This is a genomic window from Pseudomonas marincola (genome assembly GCF_900116605.1).
Lineage (GTDB): Bacteria > Pseudomonadota > Gammaproteobacteria > Pseudomonadales > Pseudomonadaceae > Aquipseudomonas > Aquipseudomonas marincola.
The window spans coordinates 123,681-140,998 of record NZ_FPBC01000004.1; the positions used below are offsets into that span (position 1 = coordinate 123,681).

21 protein-coding genes and 1 tRNA gene are annotated in these 17,318 nt (G+C 57.7%); 19 read left to right on the plus strand and 3 right to left on the minus strand.

Translation table 11 applies throughout. The annotated features are described in order from the left end of the window. Window positions 1-52 precede the first annotated feature (52 nt). A complete protein-coding gene (locus BM395_RS08400; protein WP_242454870.1) occupies window positions 53-1,120 on the plus strand; it encodes an FUSC family protein in 1,068 nt (355 codons plus the stop codon). Window positions 1,121-1,163: 43 nt separating this feature from the next. On the opposite strand, the gene uvrB is transcribed toward BM395_RS08400, so the two are convergent. After that, a complete protein-coding gene (gene uvrB / locus BM395_RS08405; RefSeq protein WP_069901810.1) occupies window positions 1,164-3,179 on the minus strand; it encodes an excinuclease ABC subunit UvrB in 2,016 nt (671 codons plus the stop codon). A 236-nt stretch (window positions 3,180-3,415) separates the two neighbouring features. Between uvrB and BM395_RS08410 the strand changes: the two genes are divergently transcribed. From BM395_RS08410 to BM395_RS08480, 15 genes are all read left to right on the plus strand, one after another. Further along, entirely contained in the window at window positions 3,416-4,612 is a 1,197-nt protein-coding gene (locus tag BM395_RS08410) for an amino acid aminotransferase (protein WP_090510568.1), read from the plus strand. A gap of 256 nt (window positions 4,613-4,868) precedes the next feature. After that, window positions 4,869-4,944 (plus strand) — tRNA-Asn (locus tag BM395_RS08415). Window positions 4,945-5,883: 939 nt separating this feature from the next. Beyond that, complete coding sequence (locus tag BM395_RS08420; protein WP_069901929.1) at window positions 5,884-6,450, plus strand: HdeD family acid-resistance protein; 567 nt, start codon at window positions 5,884-5,886, stop codon at window positions 6,448-6,450. Between the two features lie 174 nt (window positions 6,451-6,624). Further along, on the plus strand, window positions 6,625-7,035 hold the full coding sequence (locus tag BM395_RS08425) for a low affinity iron permease family protein (protein WP_090510571.1): 411 nt from the start codon (window positions 6,625-6,627) through the stop codon (window positions 7,033-7,035). A 134-nt stretch (window positions 7,036-7,169) separates the two neighbouring features. Continuing rightward, window positions 7,170-7,706 carry an AAA family ATPase gene (locus tag BM395_RS08430; protein WP_090510574.1) on the plus strand — a complete coding sequence of 179 codons (537 nt, stop codon included), beginning with the start codon at window positions 7,170-7,172 and terminating at the stop codon, window positions 7,704-7,706. Between the two features lie 35 nt (window positions 7,707-7,741). Beyond that, the gene (locus BM395_RS08435; RefSeq protein ID WP_069901806.1) at window positions 7,742-8,074 is read left to right on the plus strand and encodes a YnfA family protein; all 333 of its coding nucleotides are present in this window, start codon (window positions 7,742-7,744) and stop codon (window positions 8,072-8,074) included. Between the two features lie 58 nt (window positions 8,075-8,132). Next, window positions 8,133-8,501 (plus strand): glyoxalase superfamily protein, encoded by a 369-nt coding sequence (locus BM395_RS08440; protein ID WP_090510576.1) that lies wholly within the window; start codon window positions 8,133-8,135, stop codon window positions 8,499-8,501. Between the two features lie 202 nt (window positions 8,502-8,703). Then, window positions 8,704-9,531: a PhzF family phenazine biosynthesis protein gene (locus BM395_RS08445; RefSeq protein ID WP_090510577.1), complete on the plus strand. Its 828-nt coding sequence runs from the start codon at window positions 8,704-8,706 to the stop codon at window positions 9,529-9,531. Between the two features lie 40 nt (window positions 9,532-9,571). Further along, entirely contained in the window at window positions 9,572-9,967 is a 396-nt protein-coding gene (locus tag BM395_RS08450; protein ID WP_090510580.1) for a GFA family protein, read from the plus strand. Window positions 9,968-10,017: 50 nt separating this feature from the next. After that, window positions 10,018-10,290 (plus strand): hypothetical protein, encoded by a 273-nt coding sequence (locus BM395_RS08455; protein ID WP_090510583.1) that lies wholly within the window; start codon window positions 10,018-10,020, stop codon window positions 10,288-10,290. 13 nt (window positions 10,291-10,303) lie between these two features. Beyond that, on the plus strand, window positions 10,304-10,513 hold the full coding sequence (locus BM395_RS08460) for a hypothetical protein (protein WP_090510586.1): 210 nt from the start codon (window positions 10,304-10,306) through the stop codon (window positions 10,511-10,513). 65 nt (window positions 10,514-10,578) lie between these two features. Continuing rightward, complete coding sequence (locus BM395_RS08465; RefSeq protein ID WP_212633018.1) at window positions 10,579-10,842, plus strand: pentapeptide repeat-containing protein; 264 nt, start codon at window positions 10,579-10,581, stop codon at window positions 10,840-10,842. A gap of 62 nt (window positions 10,843-10,904) precedes the next feature. Then, window positions 10,905-11,255: a DMT family protein gene (locus BM395_RS08470; RefSeq protein WP_069901799.1), complete on the plus strand. Its 351-nt coding sequence runs from the start codon at window positions 10,905-10,907 to the stop codon at window positions 11,253-11,255. A gap of 111 nt (window positions 11,256-11,366) precedes the next feature. Then, window positions 11,367-11,747, plus strand: a complete 381-nt coding sequence (locus tag BM395_RS08475) for a nuclear transport factor 2 family protein (protein ID WP_090510592.1) — start codon at window positions 11,367-11,369, stop codon at window positions 11,745-11,747. 90 nt (window positions 11,748-11,837) lie between these two features. Further along, window positions 11,838-12,095, plus strand: coding sequence for a cupin domain-containing protein (locus BM395_RS08480; protein ID WP_090510594.1), 258 nt, complete (start codon window positions 11,838-11,840; stop codon window positions 12,093-12,095). Between the two features lie 2 nt (window positions 12,096-12,097). Here the strand turns inward: BM395_RS08480 and BM395_RS08485 are convergent, their stop codons facing one another. Then, a complete protein-coding gene (locus BM395_RS08485; protein ID WP_069901928.1) occupies window positions 12,098-12,493 on the minus strand; it encodes a DUF488 domain-containing protein in 396 nt (131 codons plus the stop codon). A 69-nt stretch (window positions 12,494-12,562) separates the two neighbouring features. On the opposite strand from BM395_RS08485, the gene BM395_RS08490 reads away from it, so the two are divergent. Both BM395_RS08490 and BM395_RS08495 read left to right on the plus strand, forming a co-directional pair. Then, the gene (locus BM395_RS08490; RefSeq protein WP_090510597.1) at window positions 12,563-13,228 is read left to right on the plus strand and encodes a COG3650 family protein; all 666 of its coding nucleotides are present in this window, start codon (window positions 12,563-12,565) and stop codon (window positions 13,226-13,228) included. A gap of 173 nt (window positions 13,229-13,401) precedes the next feature. Next, window positions 13,402-15,018 carry an NAD(P)/FAD-dependent oxidoreductase gene (locus BM395_RS08495; protein WP_090510600.1) on the plus strand — a complete coding sequence of 539 codons (1,617 nt, stop codon included), beginning with the start codon at window positions 13,402-13,404 and terminating at the stop codon, window positions 15,016-15,018. Window positions 15,019-15,186: 168 nt separating this feature from the next. Here the strand turns inward: BM395_RS08495 and BM395_RS08500 are convergent, their stop codons facing one another. Next, complete coding sequence (locus tag BM395_RS08500; RefSeq protein WP_069901794.1) at window positions 15,187-15,507, minus strand: ComEA family DNA-binding protein; 321 nt, start codon at window positions 15,505-15,507, stop codon at window positions 15,187-15,189. Between the two features lie 219 nt (window positions 15,508-15,726). Here BM395_RS08500 and BM395_RS08505 point away from each other — a divergent pair, with 219 nt between their 5' ends. Further along, a complete protein-coding gene (locus tag BM395_RS08505) occupies window positions 15,727-17,280 on the plus strand; it encodes a glycoside hydrolase family 17 protein (RefSeq protein ID WP_244528955.1) in 1,554 nt (517 codons plus the stop codon). The last annotated feature ends 38 nt before the right edge of the window (window positions 17,281-17,318 follow it).

Below are 17,318 nucleotides of genomic sequence, written 5' to 3' on the forward strand. Positions count from 1 at the left end.
TGGACTTTAGTACTCTGAACGTCCGACCCTTGAACATCGAACAGGCGGCGATTTGCACACTCTTCGTATCCGCACTTTTTTGCACAAACTGGTTCGCCCGGTTACTGATCCGTACCGGCGTTATCGCAATGCGCGTTATATCCATGCGGGACGTATTTCGGTCGGGTTGCTGGTATCCATTTTGCTCACCACCGGCATCAGTGTGCCCCACGGTGAATGGGCTTCGGTGACCATGCTGGTGGTTATTGGCGGCTTGCAGCATCACGGCAATATTCGCCGCAAGGCCGCAGAACGTGCGGCAGGAACACTGATCGGCGCTGGTTTGGGTTTGCTGTTGGCTATCCAGCACGACTACCTGCAAATGCCAGTGCTGACGTACACCTTGATGTCGTTATGCTGCGGCGTGTTTGCCTATCACGCCATCGACAAGGGCGGCTACATCGCCCTGCTCTCGGCCATCACCCTGTTTATCGTCGCCGGGCATGGCGATAATCCGCTGAGCATTGGCATTTGGCGCAGCCTGAATATTCTGATTGGTATCGTCCTGGCGCTGCTGTTCTCGTTTGCTTTGCCGCTCTACGCGTTTTATTCCTGGCGCTACAACCTGTCGGGCGCACTGCGTGATTGCGCGGCCATTCATAGTCGGATTATTTCCGGCAAGCCGGTAACGGGCGATGAGCATCAGGCGATTCTCAATCGCCTGAACAAGACAATGGTGCAACTGCGTTCATTAATGCCTTCGGCGGCCAAGGAAATGCACATATCCATGACCCGCATGGACGCGATTCAGCGCAGTTTGCGCATGTGCATCAGCACGTTGGAAATTCTCGCGCATACCCGGCCGAATGACGAACAAGGTTTGGCGTTATTGCAGTCCGCGCTGGGCGCAGAGAATCGCAGCATCAGGCGCTTATTGGTGGGCATGGCGCGTGCACTGCGCATCGGCTCGGCGAATGCGATCAGCAAGCAACGCCATCCGCTGGAAAAACCGCTGCACTTTGAGGCCGACACCATTTCCAGCCTGGGTGGCTACATACTGCTGACGCATGAGTTGTCGGCAACACTTGAAGGCATGCGTGAACAACTCGCCGATACCGCGAAAAAGTGGAAGGCCCACTAATCGCAATCACTGCGCGGGAAAACCGCCCGCGCAATAAAAGCGATCAAACCTGCAATAAGCGGTCGCGCAATTTCTGTATCTCGTCGCGCATTTGCGCCGCAGCCTCGAACTCCAGATCGCGAGCCAACTGGTACATCTTCTCTTCCTGCTGACGAATCCGCTTGGCAATCTCGCTCGGCGAGCGCAGTTCGTTTTCGTAGCGCGCCTGCTCCTCTGCCGCTTTGGCCATGCCTTTGCGCTTATTGCTGCGCGAGCCCGGCACCACGGCGCCTTCCATGATGTCTTTGACGTCCTTGAACACGCCCTTGGGCACGATGCCGTTTGCCTTATTGAAGGCGATCTGTTTGTCGCGGCGGCGTTCGGTTTCGCCGATTGCGCGCTCCATGGAGCCAGTCATTCGGTCCGCGTAGAGAATCGCCCGGCCGTTAAGGTTTCGCGCGGCACGACCGATAGTCTGGATCAATGAACGCTCAGAACGCAGGAAGCCTTCCTTGTCGGCATCGAGAATCGCCACCAGCGAGACTTCCGGCATATCCAAGCCTTCACGCAGCAAGTTGATCCCGACCAGCACATCAAACGCGCCGATGCGCAGATCACGAATAATCTCGACCCGCTCAACCGTGTCGATGTCGGAGTGCAGGTAGCGAACCTTGATGCCGTGATCGCCGAGATAATCGGTCAGATCTTCAGCCATGCGCTTGGTCAGTGTAGTCACCAGCACGCGCTCACCGATCTCCACGCGCTTGTGGATTTCTGACATCAAGTCATCAACCTGCGTCAGCGCCGGGCGCACCTCAATTTCCGGGTCGACCAGACCGGTCGGCCGCACCACTTGCTCAATCACCCGTCCGGCATGTTCAGCTTCATACGGCCCAGGCGTTGCCGAGACAAAGATGGTTTGCGGGCTGGCGGCTTCCCACTCCTCAAAACGCATCGGGCGGTTATCCAGCGCCGACGGTAAACGGAAGCCGTAATTGACCAGATTCTCTTTGCGCGAGCGGTCGCCTTTGTACATGGCGCCCACTTGCGGCACGCTCACGTGCGACTCGTCGATCACCAGCAGGGCTTCGTCCGGCAGGTAATCGTAAAGAGTTGGCGGCGGCATGCCCGGCCCGCGACCGGACAGATAGCGCGAGTAGTTTTCGATGCCGTTGCAGTAGCCGAGTTCGAGAATCATCTCCAGATCAAACCGTGTGCGCTGCTCAAGGCGCTGCGCTTCGACCAGCTTGTCGGCGCCGCGCAGGTATTCGAGGCGCTCGGCCAACTCGACCTTGATCTTGTCGATTGCCTCCATCAACGTTTCGCGAGGCGTTACGTAGTGGCTCTTGGGGTAAAAGGTGAAGCGCGGCATTTTGCGGATCACTTCGCCGGTCAGCGGATCAAATGCCGAAATGCTCTCCACCTCGTCATCGAACAGCTCAATGCGCACCGCTTCGAGGTCCGATTCCGCCGGGAAGATGTCGATTACATCGCCACGCACCCGGAAGGTCGCACGGGCAAAGTCCATGTCGTTGCGGGTGTATTGCAAGTCGGCCAGACGGCGCAGCAGTTCGCGCTGATCCATGCGATCGCCACGGTCAACGTGCAGGACCATTTTCAAGTACGACTCGGGGCTGCCCAGACCGTAAATGCACGACACGGTGGTGACGATAATCGCGTCTTTGCGCTCCAGCAACGCCTTGGTCGCCGACAGCCGCATCTGCTCGATATGGTCGTTGATAGAGGCATCTTTCTCAATGAACGTGTCCGACGCCGGTACATACGCCTCGGGCTGGTAATAGTCGTAGTAGGAAACGAAGTATTCGACTGCGTTGTGCGGGAAGAAACTCTTGAACTCCCCGTAAAGCTGCGCGGCGAGAGTTTTATTCGGCGCCAGCACCAGCGTCGGGCGCTTTACCTGAGCAATTACGTTGGCAATGCTGAAGGTCTTGCCCGAGCCGGTCACGCCGAGCAGGGTCTGGTGAGAGAGCCCAGCTTGAAGGCCCTCGACCATCTGCCGGATTGCTTCCGGTTGATCACCTGCAGGCTGAAAACGGGTGACTAATTCAAACTCAGACATAGCAAACCTCGACAAACGGTTGTGACGCGACCCAATAGAGTACGTCATAACGAGGGTCTATTGCCGTTTCTGCGTCAACTGGCGTTAACGCGGCAAAAGAGCCTAACGAAAAGCGTGCTTGCGCAGTCGCAGCACGTGCACAGGCCCGTTATACTACCGGGCCAACTACGTAACCCGCAGCCCTTGCCGACTGCGGTTTGCTGCCCTCCACTCTTTGCCACAGAGTTGCCGCATCCATGAGTCTGTTCTCTGCCGTCGAAATGGCTCCGCGCGATCCTATCCTGGGTCTTAACGAAGCATTCAACGCGGATACCCGCGCCACCAAGGTCAACCTCGGAGTTGGTGTGTACACCAACGAAGAAGGCCGTATTCCGCTGCTTCGCGCAGTGGCCGAGGCGGAAAAGGCGCGCATTGAAGCGCACGCCCCGCGCGGCTATCTGCCAATTGAAGGCATTGCGGCTTACGACCAAGCGGTACAAACCCTGCTGTTCGGCGCCAACTCGCGACTGATCAGCGAAGGCCGGGTAGTCACCACTCAGGCGCTCGGCGGTACCGGCGCACTGAAGATTGGTGCAGATTTTCTCAAGCGCCTGCTGCCGGATGCAACTGTCGCCATCAGCGACCCAAGCTGGGAAAACCACCGCGCCCTGTTCGAGTCGGCCGGCTTCCCTGTGCGTAATTATCGCTACTACGATGCATTCAGCAACGGTGTAAACCGCGGCGGCCTGCTCGAAGACCTGAAGAACCTGCCAACCCGCTCAATCGTTGTGCTGCACGCGTGCTGCCACAACCCGACCGGCGTGGACCTGAACCTTGAAGACTGGCAAGCGATCCTGGAAATCCTCCGTGAGCGCGAGCACGTGCCATTCCTCGACATCGCTTATCAGGGCTTTGGCGACGGCATTGAAGAAGATGCCGTGGCTGTGCGCCTGTTTGCTCAGTCGGGCCTGACCTTCTTCGTGTCCAGCTCGTTCTCCAAGTCGTTCTCGCTGTATGGCGAGCGCGTCGGCGCACTGTCGATCGTGACCGGCTCCAACGACGAAACCGGCCGCGTTCTGTCGCAGGTCAAGCGTGTCATCCGCACCAACTACTCCAACCCGCCAACGCATGGCGCCAGCGTTGTCGCCACCGTGCTCAACACGCCAGAGCTGCGGGCGATGTGGGAAGCCGAGCTGGGCGAAATGCGCGACCGCATCCGCAACATGCGCATGGCCATGGTTGAACAACTGGCTGCCCGTGGCGCCAAGCGCGATTTCAGCTTCGTTGCCCAACAGCGCGGCATGTTCTCCTACTCCGGCCTCACCACCGAGCAAGTAGAACGCCTGCGCAACGAGTTCGGCATCTACGCCGTCGGCACAGGCCGCATCTGCGTAGCGGCGCTGAACCAGCGCAACCTGCCAGCAGTGACCGAAGCAATCGCCAGCGTCCTGTAAGCGATTAAGAGGCGCAACCAAAATGCGCCTCCAGCAGAAACGGTGTCGAGATAATCGGCACCCTGAAAACGGCTAAAGGCCCAGATTGCTTCTAAATAATCTGGGTTTTTATGCCGTTTTTTTCTTTTCAGCAGCGCCTCACCGGCCAAAATTCTGCAGCGCCAGCTAAAATTATAAAAGAGCGAAAAAAATTGCATTTCAATGATCGGTAGAGTGTTGACTTTCCGTTCTGAATCAGTAGGATACGCACCGTTGTTCCGCGATAGCTCAGTTGGTAGAGCAAATGACTGTTAATCATTGGGTCCCTGGTTCGAGTCCAGGTCGTGGAGCCAAATTCAAAGCCTCGGTTTAATAACCGGGGCTTTTTTATGCGCGTTACAAAACCATTCCCCCAATGATGGATCAACCTTCGGTTCATCCATCCTCCGCCACTCGCCCCGGTCCTGATGGCCAAACCGGAGGATGGATAACACGGCTGCGCCAGGTAATCCGTCATGGCGATGGCAATCGCCTAAACCGGTCACAACCTGTACACACCAATCCCCCAATGACGGATCAACCTACGGTTCATCCATCCTCCGCCGCTCGCCTCGGTCCTGATGGCCAAACCGGAGGATGGATAACACGGCTACGCCGGGTAATCCGTCATGGCGATGGTAATCGCCTAAACCGGTCGCAGCCATTTCACGCCGCTCCCCCAATGACGGATCAACCTACGGTTCATCCATCCTCCGACACTCGCTTCGGTTTTGATGTCCAAACCGGAGGATGGATAACACGGCTACGCCGGGTAATCCGTCATGGCGATGACAATCGCCCAATGCGGGCGCAACCATTACACGCCGATCCCCCAATGATGGATCAACCTGCGGTTCATCCATCCTCCGCCACTCGCCTCGGTCTTGATGGCTAAACCGGAGGATGGATAACACGGCGGCGCCGAGTAATCCGTCATGGCGATGACAATCGCCCAATCTCGGGCCCGCGACAATGCCGCACCTTTTCTCAATGGTCACTTAACCTGCGGTTATCCATCTTTCGGTGGGCTAGCCCTACTATTTTGCCGGGCAGCTTCGGTCGCAAAAAACGTCGACGCCGTACCACGTTGTCCTTTCCCCCAGCCCCGTATCGCTAAAGCCCCGATCCATGCCTGTTAGACACCCCGTGCGCACATTTCTGGACGGCGTATGACTCAAGCAAAAATTGCAGATTGGCATAGACTGAAGTGGCAGGTTCTTAATTGACGGAGTAAATCGCATATGGATATTCAGATGGATAAAAACCAATTGTCCGGCATTCTTTCCGATACATGGTGGATGCTGCTGGTACGCGGCGTGATAGCAATTTTGTTTGGCGTACTGACGTGGATCCAACCGGGCATTTCTCTGGCGGCATTAGTCATTCTGTTCGGTATCTACAGCCTGACAGATGGGGTACTGGGGATTTGGACTGCAATATCCGGGCGTAAAGAAGACGATCACTGGTGGGCCTTTCTTCTTTGGGGGCTGGTCGGCGTGGGCATTGGGGTACTGACGCTCACAGCCCCGGGCATTACGACCGTGGCGCTGATGTTCTACATTGCAATCTGGGCGATTGCATCGGGGGTAATGCAGGTGGTTACGGCTATTCGTCTGCGCCGTGAGATCAAGGGTGAGTGGTTGTTGATTCTGGCAGGTGCCGCCTCGATTCTGTTTGGCGTGATCATGGTGGCGCAACCGCTTGCCGGTGCTCTGACCCTGCTCTGGCTCATCGCCACATATGCGGTTGTTTTTGGCGTGATCATGGTGGTGCTGGCGTTCAAGGCCAAGAAATTCAAGAAACAACTGGTTAATAGCTAACGCCTCAGGCCCAAAGCTCAACCGTTAAACAAGGGATCAGCCCGATGCAAATGGTCGGCTGATCCCTTTTTTGTGCAGCCACCTTCATCCAAGACTGAGTGCTGCTAAACGACATGATCATCGACTCGTAAATCTCGACAAAAGTAAGCCCACAACCGTCACTGGAGCTGCCTGATGCAACGCAACGCCTGGTATTCCCGCTTCGCCAAATCGGCGGCACACTTTTGCGGCCGCCCACGCGTATTCACCTTCGCTGCCGGATTAATCGTCGTGTGGCTGATCAGCGGCCCGCTGTTTGGCTTCAGCGACACCTGGCAGTTGGTGATAAATACCAGCACGACCATCATCACCTTCCTGATGGTGTTCCTCATCCAAAACACCCAGAACCGCGACACCGAGGCGATTCAGGTCAAGCTGGATGAGTTGATTCGTGCCACCCAAGGTGCGCACAACGCGTTGCTGGACCTTGAAGAGCTGGAAGAAGACGCGCTGGATGCCTTCAAACTCAAATATCAGGCCCTGGCCGCAGCCGCACGGGCTGGTTTGTCTTCAGGCGACCAGGACACGGGCACACCCGAAGCCTAAGTACGTGGCCGGTTCAATCTGTAACTTTTCAACAAACTTGAACCTGTGCTCGGGTAAAGTGCTCAGACCTTGTGCCACGGCCACGCAAACACTCGGCAGCAGCAGATGACTCCCAGCACACATTGGCGGTGTAAATGAATAGCAGATTTGTACTCACGGGCGGCCCGGGTGCGGGCAAAACCAGCGTACTGCATGCCTTGCAGCAACGTGAACTGGCGGTTGCACCGGAGTCTGCCAGGCAAATCATCCAAGCCCGTCTGAGTCAGAATCTGCCGCCGCGCCCAGACCCGAAAACCTTTGCCCAGGACGTTCTGCGCGCAGACATCGAGCAATATCACAAACTCTGGATCGAAGACGAACCCACGTTTTACGACCGTGGCGTTCTCGATGCGTTGTACATGCTCAATGTCATCGGCGCCCTTTCACACCTCGACAAGGCCCGCAAAGTGGTTGCCCATCCGTACAACGAGGTGGTGTTTTTGTTCGAGCCGTGGCCGGAAATCTACGCGACCGACACCGAGCGCGACCAGACCTTCGAGGAGTCGGTGCAGGTTTTCGAGGGACTGAAACAGTGGTACACGCTCTGGGGATACACGCCTGTCGAGGTGCCCAAGGTGAGTATTGAAGAGCGCGCCGACTTCATTCTGGACGTAGTCGAAGATGTATTTTGACTCCCCGCACCAGCGCCTGTTGCAGGTAATCGCCCATGCCTGAGCTTAAAACCATCGGCCTGTTTGTACTGACCGCGCTGGCCGAAATAATCGGCTGCTATTTGCCCTATCTGTGGTTGAAGCAAGGCAAGAGCATTTGGCTGCTGCTCCCGGCATTGCTCAGCCTGAGCCTGTTTGCCTGGCTCTTAACCCTGCACCCAACGGCCGCAGGTCGCGTGTATGCAGCCTATGGCGGCGTTTATATAGCAACCGCGCTGATTTGGCTGTGGCTGGTGGACGGGATCAAACCCAGCCACTGGGACCTGATTGGCGGCGGCGTGGCGCTGCTGGGCATGGCAATCATCATGTTTGCCCCGCGCCAGCTTTGAAGCGCCGGGCTGAACTATACAAGGCTCACACAACAACTCGCACAGGGAGCGCGTGGCCATGAAGCTGCTGCAAACCACCCCGATTCTGCGGATTTTCGACAGTGCCAAGGCCCTTGAATTTTATGTCGACTTCCTCGGTTTCACGCTCGACTGGCAACATCGCTTTGCCGAAGACTTACCGCTGTATATGCAGGTCTCGCGCGATGCCTGCATTATTCACTTGTCTGAGCATCACGGCGATTGCTGCCCCGGTGCGGCACTGCGTATCGAGAGCGCAGACATCGATGCACTGCAGCAACAATTACTCGCCAAACCCTACGGCTACAGTCGCCCGCACATTGCCGACATGCCGTGGGGCAGCCGCGATATGTCGGTGATGGACCCGTTCGGCAACCGCCTGATCTTCACCATGGCCACCGACACCTGAGAAATCGAGCCCCAATACGGACTGCAAACGAGCGATGCGCTGCGTCTGGCGCAACTGGCGGAGCGCAGACGCTAACAACCGCAGCGCGGCGCTTTTGCTAGCGAAGAAGACTTTCACACACTCGGACAGTTGTTTGCAGCACCAGGCGCAACGCAGGACTTCACAGTAAAATTGATAACACACGACTAGCCCCGGAGCGATCATGGACATCCAACGATTGGCGGCATTTGCTGATGGAGAAACGGGCGGCAATCCTGCTGGCATTGTTATCTGTAACGAATTGCCCGCCGCCGAAGACATGCAGCGTATCGCCCATGAAGTCGGTTACTCCGAAACAGCTTTCGCGGCGCCTCAAGGCTCGGCATGGCGCGTGCGCTATTTCTCGCCAGAATCGGAAGTGCCTTTCTGCGGCCATGCAACCATTGCACTGGGCGCAGCGCTGGCCATGCGTCACGGCAATGGCGTCTATCCGCTGGAACTGAATCTGGCATCGATCAGCGTCGAAGGCCAACAAGTCGATGGTCAGCTCTCGGCGGCGCTGCAATCCCCTCCCACACGCAGCGCGCCAGCGCCCGATGACCTGCTGGATCAAGCCCTGACGTTGTTCGGCTATAACCGTGCAGCACTGGACACGCGCATTGCACCCGCGCTGGCAAACGGCGGCGCCGATCATTTGCTGATCATGCTCAACAGCCGCGAACAACTCGCTGCCATGCGCTACGACCAGGAGGCTGGTCGCAAGCTGATGAACGATGCCGGGCTGGTGACCATTCTGCTCGGCTATGCGCAAACACCGCAGCTGATCCATAGCCGTAATCCCTTTGCCTCGGGCGGCGTTTACGAAGACCCGGCAACCGGAGCAGCAACCGCTGCACTGGCGGGCTACCTGCGTGACATAAGCTGGCCACATAACGGCCAAATAGAGATTATTCAGGGTGAGGACATGGGGATGCGCTCGCGAATCACCGCGCATATTCCCCCAACACCAGGCGCCTCCATCCGTGTTTCAGGCGCGGTACGAACCCTCTGAAAGCAATAACCATTCATTAACCAGCGTCTCTGGAGGCAACATGAAAGGCAGTTGTTTGTGCGGCGCAATCGAATACCAGATAGACAGCCTCGACAAGCCGATCGGGCATTGTCATTGCCGCACCTGCCGCAAGGCGCACTCTGCGGCCTTTGCCACCACGGCCGGGGTACTGCGCGAGCATTTTCGCTGGCTCAAAGGTGAAGACAAACTAGCATCTTTCGAGTCATCGCCCGGCAAACTGCGGCGCTTCTGCTCAGTCTGCGGCTCGCACTTGGTTGCCGAGCGCGACCAGCAGCCTCATGTGATTGTGCGCGTTGCCACACTCGATGAAGACCCTGGCGTGCAACCTCAGCACCATATCTGGACTGAATACGACGTGCCGTGGCTCGAATACAACGGCCTGCCGGCCTATGATCAGTGGCAGCCGGGGCGCTGAAACCCGTATGCTTGGCGCTTTAAGCCTGAGCGCAGAAACAGGAGCCGGACATGGAAGCAAAAGTGATAATTGCCATCGTGGTGATCGTGGCGCTTATCGGCCATTACTGGCTCTATAAATGGATCAAGTTCAAAATCGATGAAGGCGTGGTGCTGAAGTTTCTGCGAGACGCTGCCGCCACAAACCCTGAAACCCGCCACACCGCGCAAGGCATGGCCGAAGCGTTACTCCTGCCCCCCGACCGGGTTCGCGCAGTTTGCACGCGCAGCCCGGAAATTATCGCCGTTCAGGGCGCGCCAGACACCTGGAGCCTGAAACGCTGATGGGTAACTCAGGTTGAACTCAGGCACAGCAGCACTGTTGTGGGGTTTGCTGTTCGGCTCTATTGGCCTCGGCTACGCCATTTACGGCAAGAAACAGCGCTCAGCCGTGCCTTTTGTTTGCGGCCTGCTGCTGATGGGCCTGCCCTACTTCATCGAATCTGTTGTGCTGATGGTCGCGGTGTGCGCCGTGGTGGCGGCATTGCCTTACTTTTTCAGGCGCTAGGCTCAACAACCGCGTGTTATCGCCGCGATAAATGGATGCTGCAACCACTGCCAATGAGCACAGCGATGCCGAACACCAACGCCGTACACCACGAGAACACCGACCTTACAGGCTCGACTTTTGACGACGTCAATTTGAGCCACGCCCGCTTCAATGACGTTCGCATGGATCTGGCACAGTTCAACAACGTCTCGTTGCGTAACGCTACCCTGCGCAACGTCTGCCTGAGCGGGGTTCGTATCGAAGATGCCGACCTCAGCGAAATGACCATTGATGGCATTGCCGTCAGCGAGTTGTTTCGTGCCTACCAGCTGCTTCACGCGCGCTGAATTCGACCCTATCATTGGCGCTCGCGGCCTGACTCTGGCCTGACCTCGCAGAAACCACAGCAATGAATCCAATCCTCGTCTCAATCGGGCTTCTCGCCTGCAGCAATGTGTTCATGACCTTCGCCTGGTATGCCCACCTCAAGGAATTGAATAACAAACCCTGGATAATCGCCGCGTTCATCAGTTGGGGCATCGCGCTGTTCGAATACTTGCTGCAGGTTCCGGCCAACCGCATTGGCTTTACTGTGTTGAGTGTCGGCCAGCTGAAAATCATTCAGGAAGTCATCACCCTGAGTGTTTTCGTGCCGTTTTCGGTGATGTACCTCAAGGAACCACTGAAGCTGGATTACTTGTGGGCAGGCCTTTGCCTGGTGGGCGCGGTTTACTTTATGTTTAGAAGCAAGCTCGGCTGATCCGGCTGGTAACAGCTGAAAATTGTGGCTTTTCGGGTGATGCGCTTTACTCATGCGCTAACCCACTGGCATCGCGGACCAGCATCACGCGCCACCTGACAGGAGCCGAAGATGAACACAGCCCAGTCAAACAAAGAAACCGCAGTCGCCTTTCTCCAGCTGGCTATCTCGGGGCATAGCGCCAAGGCTTACAGCGCCTGCGTGCGCCACGACTTTATCCACCATAACCCGCACTTCAAGGGCGATGCCCAGTCGCTGATGCAGGCCATGCAGGAAAATGCCGAGAACAATCCTTGCGCCGCACTCGAGGTACAGACCTGCTTGCAGGACGGTGACCGCGTGGCTGTTCACTCGCGGGTGATTCATAAACCGGGCGATCCCGGCATTGCGGTGGTGCACCTGTTTCGATTTGTCGATGGCCTTATCGTCGAACTGTGGGATATTGCTCAGGCGGTGCCTGCCCAGTCACCGAATCAACACGGAATGTTCTAGCTATCCCGACACGGAGGTTTAAAGAGCGGTCTTTATCCCGACAAATTTCGCACCCTACCCCTCTACAGCGGGCGATTTGATGCCTACAAGTTGGCGGCAGACGGCGCCGATGTCCTGCTGGCCTCCTACGCCAGCGGCGACCATATCGAACCCCACAGCCACGACACCGATAACTATGGGGTGATTATTCGCGGCGAATTAATCTTGCATATGCACGGCGCTGTTCAGCGCTTCGGCATCGGCGACTGGTATCACGTACCGGCGCATGTTGAACATGCCGCCTCTTTCGAGCAGGACACCGACGAAATCGAGTTCTGGTTCAAGCCAACCGACATCGCAGCAGAATAGCCTTAGCGTTCGTCGGCGTAACACACTGGCGAGCTTGAATCGCCGCGCCTATCCAGCTCATCCTCAAGGAATTCGGCCAAGACCACGGCGTTATTCTGCTCCGTGTCCTTGGCCGCATACAGCAGCGTCAGGGTTTCACGTGCGGCGATCACCAGCAGTTGCTGCCAGTATTCCGGATGCGCCGCCAGTTCCTGACGATAACCCTGACGGAACTCAGTGAAGGTGTCGGGGTGTTGGTGAAACTGTTTGCGCAACGCATCACTCGGCGCCACCTCTTTGCACCAGTTAACGTCAGACAAATCAGCCTTGCTAATGCCGCGCGGCCACAGCCGATCCACCAGCACCCGCTGTCCGTCGTTATCGGTTACGGCTTCATAGACTCGCTTAGATTGAATCATCGCCATGCTGCCTCTTGTGAACACCGGGCGGGCTCGGTAACGTGGCCGCACTTGTCAGGAGACCTTGTGATGCAACTCAGCCGCGCCTTTGTATTTGCCCTGTTACCCATTTTTGCCGGTTGCGTGTACACCGGCAAGCCGGATGCGCCAATTCCTTCCAGTCGCATGCAAGGCGAAGTGAAAATGAGTGCCGGCAAGCTGCTGTTTCAGCCGTGCGATGAGAAGCGTCAGTTTGTCATCAGCGACGATGACCCAACCGGTGTTGCTCAGGACGCCCGTCGCCTCATGGCTGACGGCGCCACCTCGCTTCACGCCGACTTTGGCGGCCAGCTGACCGCCGGTGACAACAACGAAGCCGATGGCCGATTTGTGCTCGACACGGTTTATCGCCTGCAGGCCGAAGGCCAAACCTGCCGCGACCTGAATTTCTTGCCAACCGTGATCAACGCCAGTGGCACTGAGCCAGACTGGAATGTGTTGGTCAGCAATAAGGGCATGCTCCTCAAGCGTCTGGATAAAGACCCGCTGGTTCTGCCTTATGTGGTCGAGCAGATGCCGGAAGGCCGCACCAGCATCGCCAGCGAAGCCAATGGTGAGCGCGTTGAATTGTGGGTCACTCCGCAGCGCTGCATTAACAGCATGAGCGGAGGCGTGCAGCACTTGAGCGCAGAACTGCGCCTCAATGGCACGGTTATGCGCGGTTGTGCCTACTACGGCGGCGCATACGACCGCTAAATCGCAAGTGGCTGCTGGCGACCCCCGATGCTGGCAGCCGCTGCTTCGCAACACTTTCAGCCAAACGGCTGACCGGGCTCAGCGCCGGGCAGTCTCGCGGCGCGCAAATCCGCGTATAATCAGCGCCTTCTCAAGTTGCCGGGTTGCCTCCGGCCCTGAATGTGGACGCCCTCATGCTGCGCATTACCGAACTCAAATTACCCCTCGATCATCCGGAAGAAGCCCTGCGCCCGGCCATTGCGCAGCGTCTTGGCATCAGCGATGACGCCTTGCTCGACTTCACCCTGTTCAAGCGCAGCTACGATGCGCGCAAGAAATCCAGCGAATTGCAGTTCATCTACACCATCGACTGCGCCGTGCGTGATGAAGCCGCACTGCTCGAAAAATTCGCTGAAGACCGCCACATCAGCGTCAGCCCCGACATCAGCTACAAGCCTGCGGGCGCAGCCAAGACCGCGCCCGAACAACGCCCAATCGTTGTCGGTTTTGGCCCCTGCGGGATTTTTGCGGCCTTGATTCTGGCGCAGGCCGGTCTTAAACCGATCGTGCTGGAGCGCGGCAAGGAAGTCCGCCAACGCACCAAAGACACCTGGGGTTTGTGGCGCAAGAATGTGCTTAACCCGGAATCCAACGTGCAATTTGGTGAGGGCGGCGCCGGGACATTCTCGGACGGCAAACTCTACAGCCAGATCAAGGACCCGAAATTTCTCGGCCGCAAAGTGCTCACCGAGTTCGTCAAAGCCGGCGCGCCGGAAGAGATCATGTACGTCAGCAAGCCGCATATCGGCACCTTCCGCCTCACCGGCGTGGTGGCCACCATGCGCGAAGAAATCAAGGCGCTGGGCGGCGAAGTCCGTTTTGAGCAACGCGTCAGCGATGTGTTGATAGAAGACGGGCAACTGCAAGGCGTGGTGCTCGAAAACGGCGAGCAATTGCTCAGCCGTCACGTGATTCTGGCGCTCGGTCACAGCTCGCGAGACACCTTCCGCATGCTCCACAGCCGCGACGTGTTCATGGAAGCCAAGCCGTTCTCGGTGGGGTTCCGCATTGAGCACCCGCAGTCGATCATTGACCGCGCCCGTCTGGGCAAATACGCCGGCCACCCGAAACTGGGCGCGGCCGACTACAAACTGGTGCATCACGCAAAAAATGGCCGCTCGGTTTACAGCTTCTGCATGTGTCCGGGCGGCACTGTGGTGGCGGCTACATCGGAGCCCAATCGCGTGGTCACCAACGGCATGAGCCAGTACTCGCGTAATGAGCGCAACGCCAATGCCGGTATCGTCGTGGGCATCACCCCGGAGCAGGATTATCCGGGCGGCCCGTTGGCGGGTGTCGAACTGCAAGAGCAGCTTGAATCCCACGCCTACATTCTCGGCGGCAGCACCTATGAAGCGCCTGGCCAATTGGTCGGTGATTTCATTGCCGGCAAGCCATCCACGGGACTGGGCAGCGTCGAGCCGTCCTACAAGCCTGGGGTGAAACTGGGCGATCTGGCGCCGTCTTTGCCGGACTTCGCCATTGAAGCCATTCGCGAGGCGCTGCCCGCGTTCGAAAAGCAGATTCGCGGCTTCTCGATGCACGATGCAGTGCTCACCGGAATCGAAACCCGCACATCATCGCCCCTGCGTATTACCCGCAACGCAGAACTGCAAAGCCTTAACGTCAAAGGTTTGTTCCCGGCAGGTGAAGGTGCAGGTTACGCCGGCGGGATTCTCTCGGCGGGCGTCGACGGCATTCGGGTTGCTGAAGCGGTGATCCATGACATGCTCGGCACCTCTCCTGCCTGAGCCCTTTTACCGCGCAATACAGCGGCAGGTGGCGTGTTCAACCCCACCCGCCTCAGCATAGATGCCCCAAGCGTTTTGCGTGCCGCGCCATCGCCCCAGCTCGCTGAGGCATGGCGCAGCTAATCACATCCCTGCCGCCTGTCTCCGCTCCGGCGGCTGGTATACATCTCAGTCCACGATCAGTTTGTCGCGATTTTTATCGATGATCGAGGTGCCAATTCCTTTCACCTCCAGCAATTCATCGACGCTGACAAAATCGCCATGCGCGTCGCGATGATTGACTATCTCCGAGGCTTTTACCTCGCCGACACCAGCCAGTGACTGCTGCAAGGTTTGTGCATCGGCGGTATTGAGGTTTATCGCACTGTTGTTTTGCTCCTGAACGGCCGGTTCAGTACCGGCCACTGCCTGCTCCGGCTCGGCCATTACATGACAAGGGCCTGCTAACAGGAGGGTTGCAAAAATGAGCTGCAAAAAATGACTGCGCATGGTCGAACTCCATCTCGGTAAATATTGGCCGGCCTGGCCACAGTTGCGTTGGCGAACTGCAAGGGCAAACCTAGCTGGCAGTAAGCGGCTGTCAATCCGGGGCTTGTGTTTGCGCGCTCATATCGTTTAAGTAGATCGTTCACGGTCGGTTAATCCGTCCATATCCGCGCCGCTGCGCTTGGGCTAATATGCGCCGCTTGTCCCTTGACTACCGCAACTATGCCAGCCAAAAAACCCTCTGTTCGCCTCGTCTACCTTGTTGCTTGCGCAGTCAGCCTCGCGCTCCTGACCTACCTTTGGTACGGACTTGGCCGCGCGGTGAACCTGCCTGATGTTGCCAGCGCCAGCCACAAAATGCAGTGCGCCTCATACAGCCCGTTCGGCAAGGACCAGTCGCCATTCCAGCAGCCGCTGCAAATACACCGCGAGCAAATGGAGACCGATCTGGCGCTGCTGGCCAAGCAATTCACCTGCGTGCGCAGCTATTCGGTCACAGGCCTTGAGGCGTTGCCAGAAATTGCCCGCGAACATGGCCTCACATTGATGATCGGCGCCTGGGTCAGCCGTAGCCATGACGACACCCAAGTCGAAATCAATAACGCGATACGCATGGCCAACGCCAATCCGGATGTTGTCAAAGCGGTCATTGTCGGCAACGAAGCGCTGCTGCGCAAAGAAGTGACGCCGCGCCAATTGGTCAAGCTGATCGAGCAGGTCAAAGCCAAGGTCAAGCAGCCTGTCACTTACGCCGATGTCTGGGAGTTCTGGCTCAAGCATCCGGAAGTAGCACCGGCGGTAGACTTCATCACCATCCACCTGCTGCCCTATTGGGAAGATAATCCGGCGGGCATCGACACTGCGCTGAGCAAAGTTGCCAAGGTGCATGATCGCTTTGCCAGACAATTCGCCCCGAAAGAGATTTTCATCGGTGAAACCGGCTGGCCAAGCGAAGGCCGCCAGCGTGAAACCGCAGTGCCCAGCCGGGTTAATCAAGCGCTCTTCATGCGCGGCTTCGTGGCGATGGCTGAGGAAAATGGCTGGCATTACAACTTGATCGAAGCGTTCGATCAGCCCTGGAAGCGCGCCAGCGAAGGCGCAGTGGGCGGTTACTGGGGGCTTTATGATGCCGACCGCAACGACAAGGCGATTTTGCAGGGCGATGTCTCCAATGTGCCTGACTGGCCCGTCTGGCTGGCGGTCAGCGGCGCTTTGGCGCTGATAGCCTTATGGCTGGGCGGTACAGTCACTTCGCGACGCAATGCCTTGCTGCTGCCTGCACTGGCCAGTATTGCCGGGGGTTCTATCGCGCTGTGGGCCCAGTTGAGCTGGCTTACCAGCCGCTATTGGGGCGAATGGTTGTGGGCATTTGCCTTGCTGCTGCTCAATTTGCTGGTCATGGCGCACGCGGCCCTCGCCCTTTCAAATCAGCACGGCTGGCGCCAGCGCTGGTTCCAGTGGTTGCAGCGTCGCGCCCATTACTGGCTTTTGGGGGCTGGTTTTGCGGGGGCAGTAATGATGCTCGCGTTGGTGGTGGATGCGCGTTATCGCAGCTTCCCGAGCAGTGCTTTGCTGCTGCCGGCGTTGTTCTATGCGTTGCGCCCAGTGCGTATGCCGGTTCGTGAGTGCAGGCTGTTGGCATTGATCGTTACGCTGGGCATTGCACCGCAGCTGTATATCGAAACCCTGGGTAATCAGCAGGCCATTGGCTGGGCGCTGGTCAGTGCACTGCTCGCCTGCGCACTCTGGCGCAGCTCGCGGCCGTTGCCCGGATAAGGCCTCGCAAACCCCGCAATGGTTTTGTGCAAACAACC

Coding starts and splice junctions, on each gene's coding strand:
- uvrB (WP_069901810.1), bottom strand. CDS start 3,179: ATGTCTGAGTTTGAATTAGTCACCCGTTTTCAGCCTGCAGGTGATCAA.
- BM395_RS08410 (WP_090510568.1), top strand. CDS start 3,416: ATGAGTCTGTTCTCTGCCGTCGAAATGGCTCCGCGCGATCCTATCCTG.
- BM395_RS08420 (WP_069901929.1), top strand. CDS start 5,884: ATGGATAAAAACCAATTGTCCGGCATTCTTTCCGATACATGGTGGATG.
- BM395_RS08425 (WP_090510571.1), top strand. CDS start 6,625: ATGCAACGCAACGCCTGGTATTCCCGCTTCGCCAAATCGGCGGCACAC.
- BM395_RS08430 (WP_090510574.1), top strand. CDS start 7,170: ATGAATAGCAGATTTGTACTCACGGGCGGCCCGGGTGCGGGCAAAACC.
- BM395_RS08435 (WP_069901806.1), top strand. CDS start 7,742: ATGCCTGAGCTTAAAACCATCGGCCTGTTTGTACTGACCGCGCTGGCC.
- BM395_RS08440 (WP_090510576.1), top strand. CDS start 8,133: ATGAAGCTGCTGCAAACCACCCCGATTCTGCGGATTTTCGACAGTGCC.
- BM395_RS08445 (WP_090510577.1), top strand. CDS start 8,704: ATGGACATCCAACGATTGGCGGCATTTGCTGATGGAGAAACGGGCGGC.
- BM395_RS08450 (WP_090510580.1), top strand. CDS start 9,572: ATGAAAGGCAGTTGTTTGTGCGGCGCAATCGAATACCAGATAGACAGC.
- BM395_RS08455 (WP_090510583.1), top strand. CDS start 10,018: ATGGAAGCAAAAGTGATAATTGCCATCGTGGTGATCGTGGCGCTTATC.
- BM395_RS08465 (WP_212633018.1), top strand. CDS start 10,579: ATGCCGAACACCAACGCCGTACACCACGAGAACACCGACCTTACAGGC.
- BM395_RS08470 (WP_069901799.1), top strand. CDS start 10,905: ATGAATCCAATCCTCGTCTCAATCGGGCTTCTCGCCTGCAGCAATGTG.
- BM395_RS08475 (WP_090510592.1), top strand. CDS start 11,367: ATGAACACAGCCCAGTCAAACAAAGAAACCGCAGTCGCCTTTCTCCAG.
- BM395_RS08485 (WP_069901928.1), bottom strand. CDS start 12,493: ATGATTCAATCTAAGCGAGTCTATGAAGCCGTAACCGATAACGACGGA.
- BM395_RS08490 (WP_090510597.1), top strand. CDS start 12,563: ATGCAACTCAGCCGCGCCTTTGTATTTGCCCTGTTACCCATTTTTGCC.
- BM395_RS08495 (WP_090510600.1), top strand. CDS start 13,402: ATGCTGCGCATTACCGAACTCAAATTACCCCTCGATCATCCGGAAGAA.
- BM395_RS08500 (WP_069901794.1), bottom strand. CDS start 15,507: ATGCGCAGTCATTTTTTGCAGCTCATTTTTGCAACCCTCCTGTTAGCA.
- BM395_RS08505 (WP_244528955.1), top strand. CDS start 15,727: ATGCCAGCCAAAAAACCCTCTGTTCGCCTCGTCTACCTTGTTGCTTGC.